General features: G+C 34.8%; 10 protein-coding genes and 2 pseudogenes. 7 read left to right on the top strand and 5 right to left on the bottom strand.

The genetic code is table 11. The annotated features are described in order from the left end of the window. The first annotated feature begins 73 nt into the window (after positions 1 to 73). Both ACJ5H0_RS17410 and rluF read left to right on the top strand, forming a co-directional pair. A complete protein-coding gene (locus tag ACJ5H0_RS17410) occupies positions 74 to 583 on the top strand; it encodes a hypothetical protein (RefSeq protein WP_172277420.1) in 510 nt (169 codons plus the stop codon). Then, positions 583 to 1306: pseudogene (rluF, locus tag ACJ5H0_RS17415) on the top strand (23S rRNA pseudouridine(2604) synthase RluF). The gene ACJ5H0_RS17410 and the pseudogene rluF overlap by 1 nt, the downstream one beginning before the upstream one ends. A 23-nt stretch (positions 1307 to 1329) precedes the next feature. Here rluF and ACJ5H0_RS17420 read toward each other — a convergent pair. The 3 genes and pseudogenes from ACJ5H0_RS17420 to ACJ5H0_RS17430 all read right to left on the bottom strand — a co-directional run bounded on the left by ACJ5H0_RS17420 (position 1330) and on the right by ACJ5H0_RS17430 (position 3825). Beyond that, positions 1330 to 2616 (bottom strand): hypothetical protein, encoded by a 1287-nt coding sequence (locus ACJ5H0_RS17420; protein ID WP_411250911.1) that lies wholly within the window; start codon positions 2614 to 2616, stop codon positions 1330 to 1332. A 240-nt stretch (positions 2617 to 2856) separates the two neighbouring features. Further along, entirely contained in the window at positions 2857 to 3270 is a 414-nt protein-coding gene (locus ACJ5H0_RS17425; protein ID WP_411250914.1) for a copper resistance protein NlpE N-terminal domain-containing protein, read from the bottom strand. Positions 3271 to 3479: 209 nt separating this feature from the next. Further along, positions 3480 to 3825: pseudogene (locus tag ACJ5H0_RS17430) on the bottom strand (MerR family transcriptional regulator). A gap of 167 nt (positions 3826 to 3992) precedes the next feature. On the opposite strand from ACJ5H0_RS17430, the gene ACJ5H0_RS17435 reads away from it, so the two are divergent. Beyond that, positions 3993 to 4874, top strand: a complete 882-nt coding sequence (locus tag ACJ5H0_RS17435) for an AraC family transcriptional regulator (RefSeq protein ID WP_273647400.1) — start codon at positions 3993 to 3995, stop codon at positions 4872 to 4874. Positions 4875 to 4883: 9 nt separating this feature from the next. On the opposite strand, the gene ccoG is transcribed toward ACJ5H0_RS17435, so the two are convergent. Next, positions 4884 to 6326, bottom strand: coding sequence for a cytochrome c oxidase accessory protein CcoG (gene ccoG, locus ACJ5H0_RS17440; protein WP_345989689.1), 1443 nt, complete (start codon positions 6324 to 6326; stop codon positions 4884 to 4886). A gap of 243 nt (positions 6327 to 6569) precedes the next feature. Here ccoG and ACJ5H0_RS17445 point away from each other — a divergent pair, with 243 nt between their 5' ends. The 3 genes from ACJ5H0_RS17445 (at position 6570) to ACJ5H0_RS17455 (ending at position 10529) form a co-directional block, all read left to right on the top strand. Then, positions 6570 to 7139, top strand: coding sequence for an SMP-30/gluconolactonase/LRE family protein (locus tag ACJ5H0_RS17445; protein ID WP_411250917.1), 570 nt, complete (start codon positions 6570 to 6572; stop codon positions 7137 to 7139). Further along, on the top strand, positions 7126 to 7464 hold the full coding sequence (locus tag ACJ5H0_RS17450) for an SMP-30/gluconolactonase/LRE family protein (protein WP_411250985.1): 339 nt from the start codon (positions 7126 to 7128) through the stop codon (positions 7462 to 7464). Before ACJ5H0_RS17445 ends, ACJ5H0_RS17450 begins: the two co-directional genes overlap by 14 nt. Before the next feature lie 380 nt (positions 7465 to 7844). Continuing rightward, positions 7845 to 10529: a reprolysin-like metallopeptidase gene (locus ACJ5H0_RS17455; RefSeq protein ID WP_411250920.1), complete on the top strand. Its 2685-nt coding sequence runs from the start codon at positions 7845 to 7847 to the stop codon at positions 10527 to 10529. Positions 10530 to 10563: 34 nt separating this feature from the next. On the opposite strand, the gene ACJ5H0_RS17460 is transcribed toward ACJ5H0_RS17455, so the two are convergent. After that, on the bottom strand, positions 10564 to 11916 hold the full coding sequence (locus ACJ5H0_RS17460; RefSeq protein ID WP_411250923.1) for a DEAD/DEAH box helicase: 1353 nt from the start codon (positions 11914 to 11916) through the stop codon (positions 10564 to 10566). Between the two features lie 313 nt (positions 11917 to 12229). On the opposite strand from ACJ5H0_RS17460, the gene rpsA reads away from it, so the two are divergent. Then, positions 12230 to 14026: a 30S ribosomal protein S1 gene (rpsA, locus tag ACJ5H0_RS17465; RefSeq protein WP_172277450.1), complete on the top strand. Its 1797-nt coding sequence runs from the start codon at positions 12230 to 12232 to the stop codon at positions 14024 to 14026. Positions 14027 to 14281 lie beyond the last annotated feature (255 nt).

The following is a 14281-nucleotide window of genomic DNA, read 5'->3' on the forward strand; positions in this document are numbered from 1 at the left end:
TCTCCTTTTGTTCATAAGTTTATTTTCGATAACTCTATCATACGCTCAAAATGTTAAGAACAAAAAGCCGAAAATGGATTTTTATGTTAACCCCACTCTTAACTTAGGATATAATCTTGGAAATAGTATTCAGGATGACAGAAATAAGGATTCAGCCTATTATCAACAATACATAGCTCCTTATCTCCCTAATAAAATTACTTTTGGAATGACAGTTATCGGAGGGTATAATTTTCTTCCTAACTTTGCCTTAGGATCAGGGATAAAATATAGCTTTACGGATAAGAATTTTCATTTGCTTTATTGGGTTATCCAACCTAAATTCATAATTGGTCCTGGAGATGAACCTTTTTTTATTGATATTAATTATGGAAAGCAGATCAACCACTCTGTTGTTTCAAATGCTGAATTCTGGGGAATGAAGTTGGGGAAACAGGTGTCTTATTCGAAAAGATTAAGCCAGGAAGGAGGACTTGTTCTTGAAAATCATAACTTTGGAAAATCAAATGCTTTTTTTATCGGTTTGAGTTATGGGATAACATTTTTTAGTAATAAAAACTACACGGGTTACGGAGACGATTAATGGAAAAGACACGGATTAATAAATATTTATCAGAAGTTGGTTTCTGCTCAAGAAGAGCGGCAGATAAATTACTGGAAGAAGGGAGAATAAAGATCAACGGGCAGATTCCTGAATTGGGAACGAAAATTTCCGACGAAGATGTTGTGGAAGTAGACGGTAAACCGATCCGGGAAACAGAAGAAAAACCTGTTTATATTGCTTTTAATAAACCAATTGGTATTGTTTGTACCACAGATACAAAAAGAGAAAAAAAACAATATTGTAGATTATATCAATCATCCTAAAAGAATTTTTCCGATTGGTAGGTTGGACAAACCTAGTGAAGGCCTAATACTTCTAACCAGTGACGGGGATATTGTCAACAAAATTTTAAGGGCCAGGAACAATCACGAAAAGGAATATCTTGTAAGAGTCGATAAGCCGATTAATCCGAGATTTTTGGAGAAAATGAGAAATGGAGTTCCCATCCTGGATACCGTCACTAAAAAATGTGAGGTAGAAAAAGTAGATGATATGACGTTCAGAATTGTTCTTACCCAAGGCCTCAACAGGCAGATTCGCAGAATGTGTGAATATTTGGGCTACGAAGTGAAAAAACTTAAAAGGATGCGTATCATGAATATCAAGCTGGATTTACCTGTAGGAAAATGGAGAGATCTTACCGATGAGGAGCTGTCCGCTTTGAACAAGTTGCTCGAAGACTCCAGTAAAACGGTAGATTAAATTGATAAGAAAGTAAGATTCAATCATTTCAGATATAATTTCATCCTTGTCTCATATTCTGGCTTTAATTTCAGAAACTTCCATATTTTTTTGTCTTCGGGATTGCTCACACGGTAATAAATAATCTTATCTGCAGAGTATCTGAAATAAGGATGGTTCTTTAACCATTCTTCCGGCGCGTCCACAAGTGTATATTTTGTGATGCCGGAAGAGTCAAGCTTACAAATTGAAATTAATTTCTGCACAAGATCTGTATCTATATTGTAAGTTTCCAGGATTTGCTGTTTGGTAACGAATCCGCCCAGTTTTTTTCTGAAACCAATAATTGATCCTGCACTTTTTTCATCAAGTCCGAATTCCAGAAGCTGTTTAAAAGTAATTTGATTTAAATCAGTAGATGCGAAATCTGTTTTTTGCTGAATGATTGGATTCTTTTTTTCATCATTTTGCTGATCTTTGATTTTAATATAGGGTTTTAATTCTTCAAACTTTTCCTGAGAAATGACGAAACATTTCTGAATATCCTGATAGGTATTAAAACGTCCCTTTAAATTTCTATCTCTGTAATTAACTATAGTTAATGCCTGCTTTTCGGAAAAACCAAGAGATTGCCATCCTGCTGTGTTTAAAGTATTAGGATCAAAAAAACGGAGATAAATACGAGGCTTTTGCTCAGTACTCTTAGAAATGTTTTTTAAATTTTCAGGTGTTTTTTCCGGTAAAAGCAGATGTGGTGCTAATAATCGATAGTTTTCATCATTGATTATAAAGCAGGCTTTTAATTTTTCTTTACTTACAAAACTACCTCCCAGATAAGCTTTGTATTTCAAAATCGCTTGGGCCTGTCTCGGGCTGAATCCCATATTCTCCCATTCTTTTTCAGAAAGGTGATCCGGATTGAATGTTCCGGAGACGGTAATTGTTTTTTTATCAGGCACTCCCGATCTACCATTTTTTATAACCTTATGGTCATTTGGGAGCATAATGTATGGACTGATCTCTGAAAATTTCTCCTTGGAAATAGCGTAGCATTTTTGTAATTGTTCTTTAGATGTAAATTCTCCACCAACAATTTTCTTATAGTTTAGTATCGTTAGTACCTGTTTTGAAGAAAATCCAAGGCTTTGCCACTGTTTTTCGTTAAGGTCATTAGGATTAAATTCGGTTAAATACAATGAAGCGTTTTCCTCCGACACAAACTTTATTTCGGGGAAATTTTCTTTTTCTTTACTGGTATACTCCTGGAAGATGAATAATATGAGCAGTAGTATACCTAAAAATGCAATCTTTTGATAGTAGCTTCTTTTCATCAAGCTAAACTTATTGATAAACCTCAACTTTTAAAAGAATAATGTTCAGAATTTGATATAATGATATATAAAGGGTTGTTTTTTGATGGTAACCCTTTTTAAAATGAAGCTGATCTTTTGATTAATTGAATTTTTTCAAGCCTACTCATCGGAATAATCGAGATAATATGATATATGATGGCATAAAAAATCCCCAAAAATGTTTTTGGGGATATATTTAACTAATAACAGATTATTGTATTACTGACGAACAAGATTATATTCTGTTCCTGCTGTTTCTTTTGTCCATGCGCCTCCGCTATGCATTTGAATTGTTTTATCATTGACAATTGAGAAGGTTGTTACACGGTCTGCAATATTTGAATACTTTAAAATTACCTTATTGGTGTCTTTGTAATACTTCCAAGTCCCTGTACTTGACATAGGAGTTGTACTACCAGGAAAAGTTTCAGACAAAGCGAAAGTATTATCATCTTTGAAAGTGATTTCAACATTCTGTTTTGAGTTTCCTGAAGGGATATTTCCTTTATAAACTCCTGGTACAAAAGTAGAAGTTTTAATTACCGAAGTATTTTCCTTTTGATTTTTCATTGTACTGCAAGAAGTAAATCCGATGAATGATGCGCAAGCTGCTGCGAGAAATAAATTTTTCATAATATGTTTTTTAAATTTGGTTTCTTACTAACTAAAATAATGCCAAAAAATAAAATAAATAAGTGAAAAAGTCATTGAGTTTTCATTGCTGATCTTATTTTGCCAAGGTGTGAAAAGGTGCAGAAAATTGATCATCACAGGATTAGCAGATGTTTATGTAAAATCTGATATTTGGAAAAAAAATGTTAGGGTATTTTTATCCGTTTCTGTTATTCAGAGTCTTTTTCTACTAAAGATTCTTTTAATTTCAGTAATTCAGCTTTTACGAATTCCAGACGGTCGATAATAGTAATGGTCTCGGATATTTTACTGTTTGTTGCCAAAGCGATCTTTGCTCCATCCAGCGTGTAACCTTTTTCTTTCACCAGATGGTAAATGATCTGCAGGTTTTTAATATCCTCAGGGGTGAAGTACCGGTTACCTTTCTTGTTTTTTTTTAGGTTTGATAATAGGGAATTCCTGCTCCCAATAACGTATTAATGAAGTGTTTACATCAAATGCTTTAGCAACTTCTCCTATTGAATAATACAGCTTATCGGGTAAATTTATCTTCATTTTATGAATCCTAATTTTCAAAGATAATTTTTTTTGAATTTTTTTACAAATTTACCATCCAAAATATATTCTTAAAACTCTTTTCTTTTCTTGAAATACTATAATCTTCCAGTGCTATTTAAGATTAAATGAAAGTCTTTTTTTAATTTTGAAGTAAATTAATAGATTTGAATTCTATATCTGTACTTCATATTGATCTTTTTCAGTCCGGGAAAAATACTTCGGATTTTTATTTCAATACAATGAAAGATCATTTGGTCAGCAGCCATAAACATATTGAGAAGCCCCATCGGCATGATTTTTACGTAACGGTGCTTTTTACAAAAGGGACAGGAATTCATGAAGTCGATTTTCACAGGTATGATGTCTCAGAGGGAAGCATGTTTTTTCTATCACCGGGTCAGGTTCACAGCTGGGAACTTTCGGAAGACACGGACGGGTATATTTTTTTCTTATCTCAGGAATTTTATGATATGCATTATATCAATCAGCATCTGAGAAACTTCCCTTTTTTTAGTTCGGTGAATTTTTCAAGAAAGCTTCAGCTTGAAAAAAAATACCTGAACCCAATGGTTGGTTTGTTTGATGAGATTCAGAATGAGTATTATTCTCATAACCTTATGAAGGAGGGGCTGATACTTTCAGTGATTACAAAAATGTATATCACCTCATCAAGGTTGTTTTCTAAAGAATACAATACTTTTAATTCCCCGGTTAGTATTTCATATTTAAAGCACTATCAGGATTTTGAGACTTTACTCGAAGAACATTTTACAAAAGAAAAATCGATTTCATTTTATGCTTCTTTGCTGGATATTTCTCCTAAACACCTGAACAGGATTACGCAGACTATGGTTCAGAAAACGGCTACTGAAGTTATTACTGAAAGGGTAGTGCTGGAAGCAAAACGGATGCTGATGTATTTAAGCGAAAGTCTTGTTGAGATTGCCTTCAGATTAGGATATGAAGAATATTCTTATTTTGTGAGGGTATTCCGGAAAACTTCCGGAATAACACCGACTCAGTTTATTCAAAAGTATAAATCATAAACTTTTTGGCTACAACAAAAGTTTGAAAGGTCCCTCAAAAGTTGTTTCAAAAGTATCCACAATTTTGCCTTTTTCATCAAGTACAGCAATCACGATGTTCTGTTTGGAAAATCGGATGTCTTTTTCAGGAAATGTAATATTAATGTTACCTTTTAAGATCTGATCTCCCTTTAATACAATTTTATCTGAACCAAAAAAAGTGATCTCGCCATTTTTAGGACTTATTACTTTTATTGTTAAAACCTTTTTCTCATTGGTTTTGTTTAAAAAAGTATAAATAAATGTATTCGTTATTTTTCCATTTTTTGTAAAGAAAGTGGATCCGGCAGGTTTAATAAATTTGGCCTCCATAGATCCACGGTCATACATTAGAAAACCAAGAAAACCGATTAATAATGCCAGAAAAACCGTAGTGACTTTCATTCTGGAGGTAAAAATAAACCTGGATTGGTTTTCAATTTCAGCTTCAGTTGCGTAGCGAACCAATCCTTTTGGAAGGCCTATTTTTTCCATTACTTCGTCACAGGCATCAATGCACGCCGTGCAATTAATACATTCAAGCTGTTGGCCGTTTCTGATGTCTATTCCTGTAGGGCAAACCACGACACATTGCTGGCAATCGATACAATCTCCTTTTCCTTCTGATTTTCGGTCTTCACCGTTTTTCCATTTGGAACGGTTTTCACCTCTTTTAAAATCATAATATACATTGATGGTTTGTTTATCAATAAGAACTCCCTGTAAGCGTCCGTAGGGGCATACCAATGTACATACCTGCTCACGGAGCCATGCGAAAGTAAAATAAAAAACAGCTGTGAAAGAAAGCATAACAATGAATTTCAATGAATGTTCTGCCGGTCCTTCACTCATGATTTTAAAAACCTCTCTGTATCCTACAATATACATGAACATGAAATGACTGATAATTAACGAAACCAAAAGGAATACCGACCATTTCAGACTCCTCTTTCTTATTTTTTCACTATTCCATTCCTGTCGGTCCAGCTTCATTTGCTTATTACGGTCACCTTCGATCCAATATTCTATTTTTCTGAAAACCATCTCCATAAAAAGAGTTTGCGGACAAAGCCAGCCACAGAATATTCGTCCGAAAACTACTGTAAAAAGCATAACAAATATGACAGAAGTAACAGCGCCCAGAGCCAGAATAAAAAAATCCTGGAGATAAAATGGTTGCCCCACAATGAAAAATTTTCTGTCGATAACATTAATCAGAAGAAAAGGGTTATGATTAATGGTTACGAAAGGCAGAATAAAAAACAAAGCAAGCAGGATATAGCTGGTGTAATTTCTGTAATTGGTATATTTCCCCTTGGGTTTGCGGGGGAACACCCATTTTCTTTTTCCTGTATCATCCATTGTTCCCACAGAATTTCTGAAAGCTTCATTCTCTATTGCTATAACCTTTTCGGGTTTGGTGTCTGTATTCATTCTTTTATTTTAAATAACCAATTGAATAATCCCTCATTTTGTTGTTTTTTTTATTAAAAAACATCTATTGAGTTTCTTACCGCAAAGCTCTTAATTAAGGGAATACATTACTAATAGTATACACGTATTGGATAGGACAAATGGGACATTTATCAATTTTTTATTATTGTATCAAAATGAGAAAATAATTCTTGAATTTTATTTTTTCATGTTGTACATTGTGAGCCTAAAATGAAATAAGAAATGAAGAATCTTTTTAAAATGACTTGGGTTGGTTTGGTTTTAGTATTACTAAATTGTCAATCAGTAAATTATACCCGTATGTTTTATCATGATGTAATGCCAGAGAAGATTTCAGACCGGTTCGGTTTTACTGAGGGGCCCTCCTCAGATAAAGAAGGGAATGTTTATTTTACAGATCAACCCAATGATAAAATTTATTATTGGGATTGGAAAACAAATGAAATCCGGGAATTTTTAAGCAAAACAGGACGCGCCAATGGAACCCATTTTGATCAAGACGATAATCTGATTACCTGTTCTGATGATCAGGGCGAGATCTGGAAGATCTCTAAAGATAAAAAGATTCAGATTTTATTAAAAGGTTTCGAAGGAAAAAGGCTTAATGGTCCGAATGATGTATGGGGAGATTCTTCAGGTGGAATGTACTTTACTGATCCTTTGTATAAGAGAGATTACTGGATTGATTTTAAACAGGAAATTCCTCATAAAAGTCTTTATTACAGAAATAAAGAAGGTAAAGTAAAAAAAAATCGATACTTTTACCCAGCCCAATGGCATTGCCGGAAGTGAGAAATACAGAAAACTCTATGTTTCTGATATTGATGCAGGAAAAACTTATGTATACGACATATTGGATGCAGGAGAACTTTCTGAGAAGAGACTGTTCTGTGAAATGGGTTCTGACGGAATGACGTTAGATAAGCACGGGAATGTTTATTTAACAGGTAATGGGGTTACGGTGTTTAATCGCGATGGTAAGAAAATCTATCATATTCCCATAGAAGAGGAATGGACCTCTAACGTAACATTCGGGGGAAAGCATAATGATATTCTTTTTATTACTGCTTCAAAGTCAGTATATACTTTACCAACAAGGGTAAAAGGGACAAGATAATCGATTCCATTTATTGTTGTTAAATCTTTTATCAGTGATTTAGTTACTTGAAAATTACGTGTAATATTCGGGTAATCAGTGAGGTGGGTTTTGATTTCATTGATGTTATTTCATGTGTATTTGAATTTATTTCTTTTTAAATCTTATTTTATATAAAATTTTTAATCTATTTACTTCTATCGTAAAATAATTTAAGTTAATTGTGAAAATGTTAATAATGAGTGTTGTTTATTATTAATATTATGGTTTTTGTGTTTAATTTTTTGCTTTTTTTGTAAAGTGTTTTAGGCTCTGGAAAATATCGTTTATTTTATTTAAGATGTTTGCGTGAGTTAGAACATATACCAACCTTAACACAAACAGTTTAAATTATTATAGATATGAAATTCTACTTATTGATCGCATTGGCGATGGTTCCTTTTATGGGGTCATCACAATGGAAGAGAACAGAACTACGTTCACAAAGCGTAAAAAAAGTACAGGAAAAACTGGAGTTTTCAGGCTTGTATACATTAGATATAAACGCTTTAAAACAAACCCTTAAAAATACATCTTCTAAAACTTCTGAGGGAAAAGGTGTTGTTATTTCAATTCCTGATATCAATGGGAAAACAGAAAGGTTCCAGGTATGGGAATATTCCAATATGGCTCCTGAATTACAGGAGAAATATCCGGACATAAAATCTTATATGGGAAGGGGAATAGAAGACCCGTCTGCTTATTTAAGATTTAGTCTTTCACCGGTAGGTTTTTCATCTATGATTACAAGATCCGGTAATTCTGAATTTATTGAACCTTATTCACAGGACGGAACAGTATATGCTGTATTCGATTCAAAAGCAAGAAAGAATCAGGAGGCAGAACCTTTCATTTGTGGTACTGCTGAAAATCTGGCAACGAAGTCCCTATCTAGTAAAAATGGTGCACAAAATAAAAAAGCCGCAGGTTTCAATACTTTCAGGCTGGCTATGTCATGTACCGGGGAGTATGCCCAGTATCATTTAACAGCAGCCGGAACACCGGCAAATGCTACGGAAGCGCAGAAAAAAGCGGTAGTACTGGCAGCTATGAATACGACATTAACCCGTCTTAATCAGTTATTTGAAAAAGATCTGTCATTACATTTTAATTTAATTGCCAATAATGATGTGCTTATTTTTTTAGAACCTACTGCAGATCCTTATACCAACGGAGGACCTGGTGAAGCTCAAACCCAGATTTCAGCGCGTATTGCAGCTCAGGATTACGATATGGGTCATTTGCTGGATAAAAAGAATGGTAACGGCCAGGCAGGAGATATCGGAGTAATCTGTGATGATAATGCTAAAGCAGGTGGATGGACAGCTCATAATTTTCCTGAAGGAGATAAATTCGATATAGACTATGTTGCTCATGAAATGGGCCATCAGATGGGGGCGAACCATACATTTACGCTTTATAATGCAAGCTACACGGATGCTTCTTTAGTAGAGCCGGGAAGTGGATCTACGATTATGGCTTATACAGGTATTATGGGTGGTAATAGTGATGTGCAGTTTAACTCATTTGATTATTTTCATGCTTTTAATCTTAAAGAGATCAAAGATGTGATCAATGGCGTGGCATGCGGTGTTAATGTACCGTTTGCTAATCCTGCACCAGCAGTAAATGCCGGAGCTGATTATACAATTCCTAAATCTACACCTTTCGCATTGAAAGCAACCACGACAGATGCCAATAGTGCTGGTTATACTTATACGTGGGAGCAGATGGATTCCGGTTCGGCACAAACAGGAACGGTGAACTCTCTTACCTATGCTGCCAAACCTTCCGGTCCTACTTTCCGGTCCTTACCTCCGGTAAGTACACCTATAAGATACTTCCCTGATTTTAATAAAGTATTGGCAGGAGTATATGCGACCCGTTGGGAGTCTTTATCCAGTGTGGCAAGGACACTTAATTTTACAGTTACGGCAAGAAATAATCATCCTACTGCTCCGCAGACGAGCAAAGATGAAACGGTAATAACGGTTGATGCAGCATCGGGACCTTTCAAAATTACAGCTCCAGTATTTGGACAGTCATTAAGTTCCGGAAATTCAGCAACTATAACCTGGGATGTAGCCAATACCACTCAGGCTCCGATTAATACAGCAAATGTTACGATTAAATTATCTACCGACGGAGGGCAAACATTTACCGTGCTGGCAGCAAATACACCTAATGACGGTAGCGAACAGATTACAATTCCTGCCGGATCAACTTCGGCAAACGCATACATTCTGGTTGAAGCCATAGGAAATGTTTATTATGCGGTAAGTCCAAGTTTTGTTATTGATTATAATGTGACCGGAGAAACATGTGCAACGTATACTTATAATGGACCAGCTGTTGGCATTACGGATGGACCTGGAGGGAACAAGATTTCTTCACCTAAAGTTATTGTTCCTTTAATGGTAAATAATACCGGAGTCATTACTAAAATTAAAGTAACACCAACTATAGCACACCCTTATGTAAGTGATTTGGCTGTTGGTATAGAAAGTCCGCAAGGATCTTCTGCTCTCATATGGAATAGAAAATGTGGAAATGCGGCATATTCAGGTATTACAGCTTCGTTCACAGATACAGGTAATGCAGTAGCTTGTGCTTCTCCGATTCAGGGAGAAACGAAATCTGATGAATCATTAGGAATCTTTAAAGGGCATAAGGCTCAGGGAGAATGGAAGTTGTTTGCATCGGACAATTATGCAGGTGATGTGGGAACAATTAATTCTTGGTCGCTTGAAGTTTGTACCCGCGAAACACAAAATTTAGGGACAAAGGATGCTTCCGCTGTATCAGGAAATGATATCAAAATTTACCCTAATCCGAGTAATGGGAATTTCTTTGTTAAATCCAGGAATTTATCAGGAGAAATAAAAGTTACTCTATTTGATTCAAGTGGCAGGCTGATCTCTTCGGATTCCTATCAAGGTAATGGAGATTTTACAAAAGAATTTAACATGAATATCCCAAAAGGAGTTTATATTATTAATATTAATTCTTCCAAAGGAATGTATAGTCAAAAACTGATCATCAAATAAGTTTTTTAATATTATTATAAAATGAAAGCGGCTATTAAATAATGGCCGCTTTCTTTTTTATCTTAAAATTGATGTCGTTTAATACGCTATCTCCATTTTGACTTTTTTTTCCTTTAAGCTTTTCATTGGATAATTTCTTTAACAATGAATTTACTTTCTTCCTGGAAACGGCAACATATGATGTTGTGTCTTTCACTTCAATCAGCCCGATATCCTCCTTTTGCAATTCCCCTTTTTTAATGAGATAACCCACAATATCTACTTTATTAACTTTGTCTTTCTTACCTGCACTGATATAAATTGTTTGAAAAGGTGTCTTTTCAGGAACTTTATCATATCCTGAAACACTTTCTACAGGCGTATTATTTTTGATAAAAGGAAAATTTTCTTCCTCTGTCATGATAAGGTAAACAAAACCTTTAGCATTCATCCTTGCGGTACGTCCGTTTCTGTGAATGAAAGCATCTTCTTTGGGAGGTAGTTGATAATGAACAATAGACTCTACTTCAGGTATATCAAGTCCCCGGGCGGCAAGGTCGGTTGTGATTAGGATTCTTGCAGAGTCATTTCTGAATTTCAGTAAAGCCCGTTCTCTTTCGTCCTGTTCCATACCCCCGTGGAATGTTTCCCTGTCAATTCCCATTTGATGAAGAAGCTCGGAAATACGGTCTACTGCGTCACGGTGATTACAGAAAATCAGCGTTCTTTTATTCCCGATTTTACAAACAAGATTGAAAAGTGTATCCAGCTTTTCTTCCGGAATTGTCATTACTTTTCTCAATTGTAAATCAGGTTTTATATCGTTTTCTTTAAGGAAACTGATTACTTTTTCATCTTTCAGCCCGGTAAATGAAGGGATTTCATCCATGGCAGTTGCAGAAGTTAAAATTCTTTGGGATAACCCTTTTAAAGAATTAGAAATAAATTCCATATCATCATGAAAGCCTAGCTCTAATGCTTTATCAAACTCATCAAGAACCAATGTCTTAATTGTCTTAGGATCAAAATTATTGTTTCTCAGATGGTAAACAACTCTTCCCGGTGTTCCAATCAATACGGCAGGAGCTTCAATTAAATTATTAACCTCAATCTTTTTATCATGGCCACCATAGCAAACGGAAACCTTAAAATCCGTTCCCATTGACTTGAACACCTGTTCAATTTGTAGAGCCAATTCTCTGGCCGGAACTAATATCAATGCCTGGACTCCTTGAACGTCTTTTTTCAGATTTCTTAAAACCGGAAATAAAAAAGCAAGCGTCTTCCCTGATCCGGTAGGAGAGAGCAATACAATATCCGTATTGTTTTCAGAAGCTTTATAAGTAGATTTCTGCATCTGATTCATATCCTGAATTTGCAGTTTTTGATAAATTGATTGTAGTTCCATTGGGCAAAGATAGTGAAAATAGGTGGCTAGGAATTTAGAGTCTTAAGCTGTAAGTTGTTATTTGTTATAAAGATTGTTGGTGAAGATGTATTTTAATCTTTTAATGATTTTAATTTTGACAATCAGGCATTTAGGTGTGACGTCTCTGCGGATTAAAATATTGTTTATATTAAATAATATTCGTATATTTGCACCCACTTTTTGTGGTCAAGGTTTGAAGAGGTAAATTATTAAAAATTAATTACTTCCGTATTTTTTAAATCCACATTTATTCAAACCGTTAAAAAAGAAGGAATACAAATTTTATTAGAAAATGTCAAAAGAGACAAATTCAGCAGAGGTTTTATTAAACCAAAACGTAGCACCAGAACAATTTGATTGGGATTCATTCGAATCAGGTCTTGATGCAGATGCGAGAAAAGAAAAAAGTGATTTAGAAGAAATCTACAACGGATCTTTAAACAGCTTAAACGATAACGACGTTTTAGTTGGTAGAGTTGTAAGATTAACTGATAAAGAAGCTATCGTAGACATCAACTTCAAATCAGAAGGTGTTATTTCTCTTAACGAATTCCGTTACAACCAAGGATTACAAGTAGGTGATGAGGTAGAAGTAATGGTTGACAGAAGAGAAGACAAAACTGGACAATTACAATTATCTCACAGAAAAGCAAGAACGCTTAAAGCTTGGGATAGAGTAAACGAACTTCACGAAACTGGAGAAATCGTTAACGGTTTTGTGAAATCTAGAACTAAAGGAGGTATGATCGTTGACGTACACGGAATCGAAGCATTCTTACCAGGTTCTCAAATTGATGTTAAGCCAATTAAAGATTACGATCAGTTCGTAGGTAAAACTATGGAGTTCAAAGTTGTGAAAATCAACCCTGAATTCAAAAACGTAGTAGTATCTCACAAAGCATTGATCGAAGCAGATATCGAAGGTCAGAAAAAAGAAATCATCGCTCAGCTTGAAAAAGGACAAGTTCTTGAAGGAACTGTTAAGAACATTACTTCTTACGGTGTATTCATTGACTTAGGAGGTGTAGATGGATTGATCCACATTACAGACCTTTCTTGGTCTAGAGTGAACCACCCATCTGAAATCTTAGAAGATGGACAAACTGTAAAAGTTGTTATCCTTGATTTCGATGATGAGAAAACAAGAATCCAGTTAGGTATGAAGCAATTAGAAGCTCATCCTTGGGATGCTCTTTCTGCTGACCTGAAAGTTGGAGATAAAGTAAAAGGGAAAGTAGTAGTTCTTGCTGACTATGGTGCATTCGTAGAAATCGCTCCAGGTGTAGAAGGATTGATCCACGTTTCTGAAATGTCTTGGTCTACTCACTTGAGATCTGCTGGTGATTTTGTAAAAGTAGGTGATGAAGTTGAAGCTGAAGTACTTACTTTAGATAGAGAAGACAGAAAAATCTCTCTAGGTATGAAACAATTATCTAAAGATCCTTGGGAAAATATCGAAGCTAAATATCCTGTTGGATCTCAGCATGTCGGAACTGTAAGAAACTTCACAAACTTTGGTGTATTCGTAGAGTTGGAAGAAGGTATCGACGGTTTAATCTACATTTCTGATCTTTCTTGGACTAAGAAAATCAAGCATCCATCTGAATTCTGCGCTGTAGGAGACAAATTAGATGTTATCGTATTGGAATTAGATATCCAGGCAAGAAGATTATCTTTAGGTCACAAGCAATTGACTGAAAACCCTTGGGATAAATTCGAAACTAAATATGCTGAAGGAACTATCCATGCTGGTAAAGCTGTAGAAGTACACGATAAAGGTGCTTCTGTACAATTCGAAGATGCTGAGGTTGAAGCGTTCTGCCCTTCAAGATTATTAGAGAAAGAAGATGGATCTAAAATCAAAAAAGGTGAAGATGCTGAGTTCAAAGTAATCGAATTCAACAAGGAGTTTAAGAGAGTAGTAGTATCTCACACAGGTATCTTCAGAGATGAGGAAAAGAAAAATGTAAAAGAATCTAACAACAGATCTAATACTTCTTCTTCATCTTCTTCAAACGAAGAAAGATCTACATTGGGAGATATTGATGCATTAGCAGAATTAAAAAGAAAAATGGAAGAAGGTAAATAATCCTTAACCATTTAGGAATATGAAGCCACTCTTACGAGTGGCTTTTTTTATTTCTTATTATGATATTTTTATTAAAAATATCATGCTGTTTTCTAGAATTCAATTGTAAGAAGTGAATTATGTAAATGTTTAAAATTGAGTTGAATGAAGGGAAATTAATTATGATTTTAGTTGTGTATAATAAAATCAAATAAAATGATTTTTGATTATTAAATATTTGTAAATTAGCGGCTTTATTAATGTATATTAAAAATA

Source organism: Chryseobacterium proteolyticum (assembly GCF_046591535.1).
Taxonomy (GTDB): domain Bacteria; phylum Bacteroidota; class Bacteroidia; order Flavobacteriales; family Weeksellaceae; genus Chryseobacterium; species Chryseobacterium proteolyticum.

Excerpts from the sequence above, each read along its gene's own strand:
- ACJ5H0_RS17460 (WP_411250923.1), bottom strand. The coding sequence starts at position 11,916 with ATGGAACTACAATCAATTTATCAAAAACTGCAAATTCAGGATATGAAT.
- ccoG (WP_345989689.1), bottom strand. The coding sequence starts at position 6,326 with ATGAATACAGACACCAAACCCGAAAAGGTTATAGCAATAGAGAATGAA.
- ACJ5H0_RS17445 (WP_411250917.1), top strand. The coding sequence starts at position 6,570 with ATGAAGAATCTTTTTAAAATGACTTGGGTTGGTTTGGTTTTAGTATTA.
- ACJ5H0_RS17455 (WP_411250920.1), top strand. The coding sequence starts at position 7,845 with ATGAAATTCTACTTATTGATCGCATTGGCGATGGTTCCTTTTATGGGG.
- ACJ5H0_RS17425 (WP_411250914.1), bottom strand. The coding sequence starts at position 3,270 with ATGAAAAATTTATTTCTCGCAGCAGCTTGCGCATCATTCATCGGATTT.
- rpsA (WP_172277450.1), top strand. The coding sequence starts at position 12,230 with ATGTCAAAAGAGACAAATTCAGCAGAGGTTTTATTAAACCAAAACGTA.
- ACJ5H0_RS17420 (WP_411250911.1), bottom strand. The coding sequence starts at position 2,616 with ATGAAAAGAAGCTACTATCAAAAGATTGCATTTTTAGGTATACTACTG.
- ACJ5H0_RS17410 (WP_172277420.1), top strand. The coding sequence starts at position 74 with ATGGATTTTTATGTTAACCCCACTCTTAACTTAGGATATAATCTTGGA.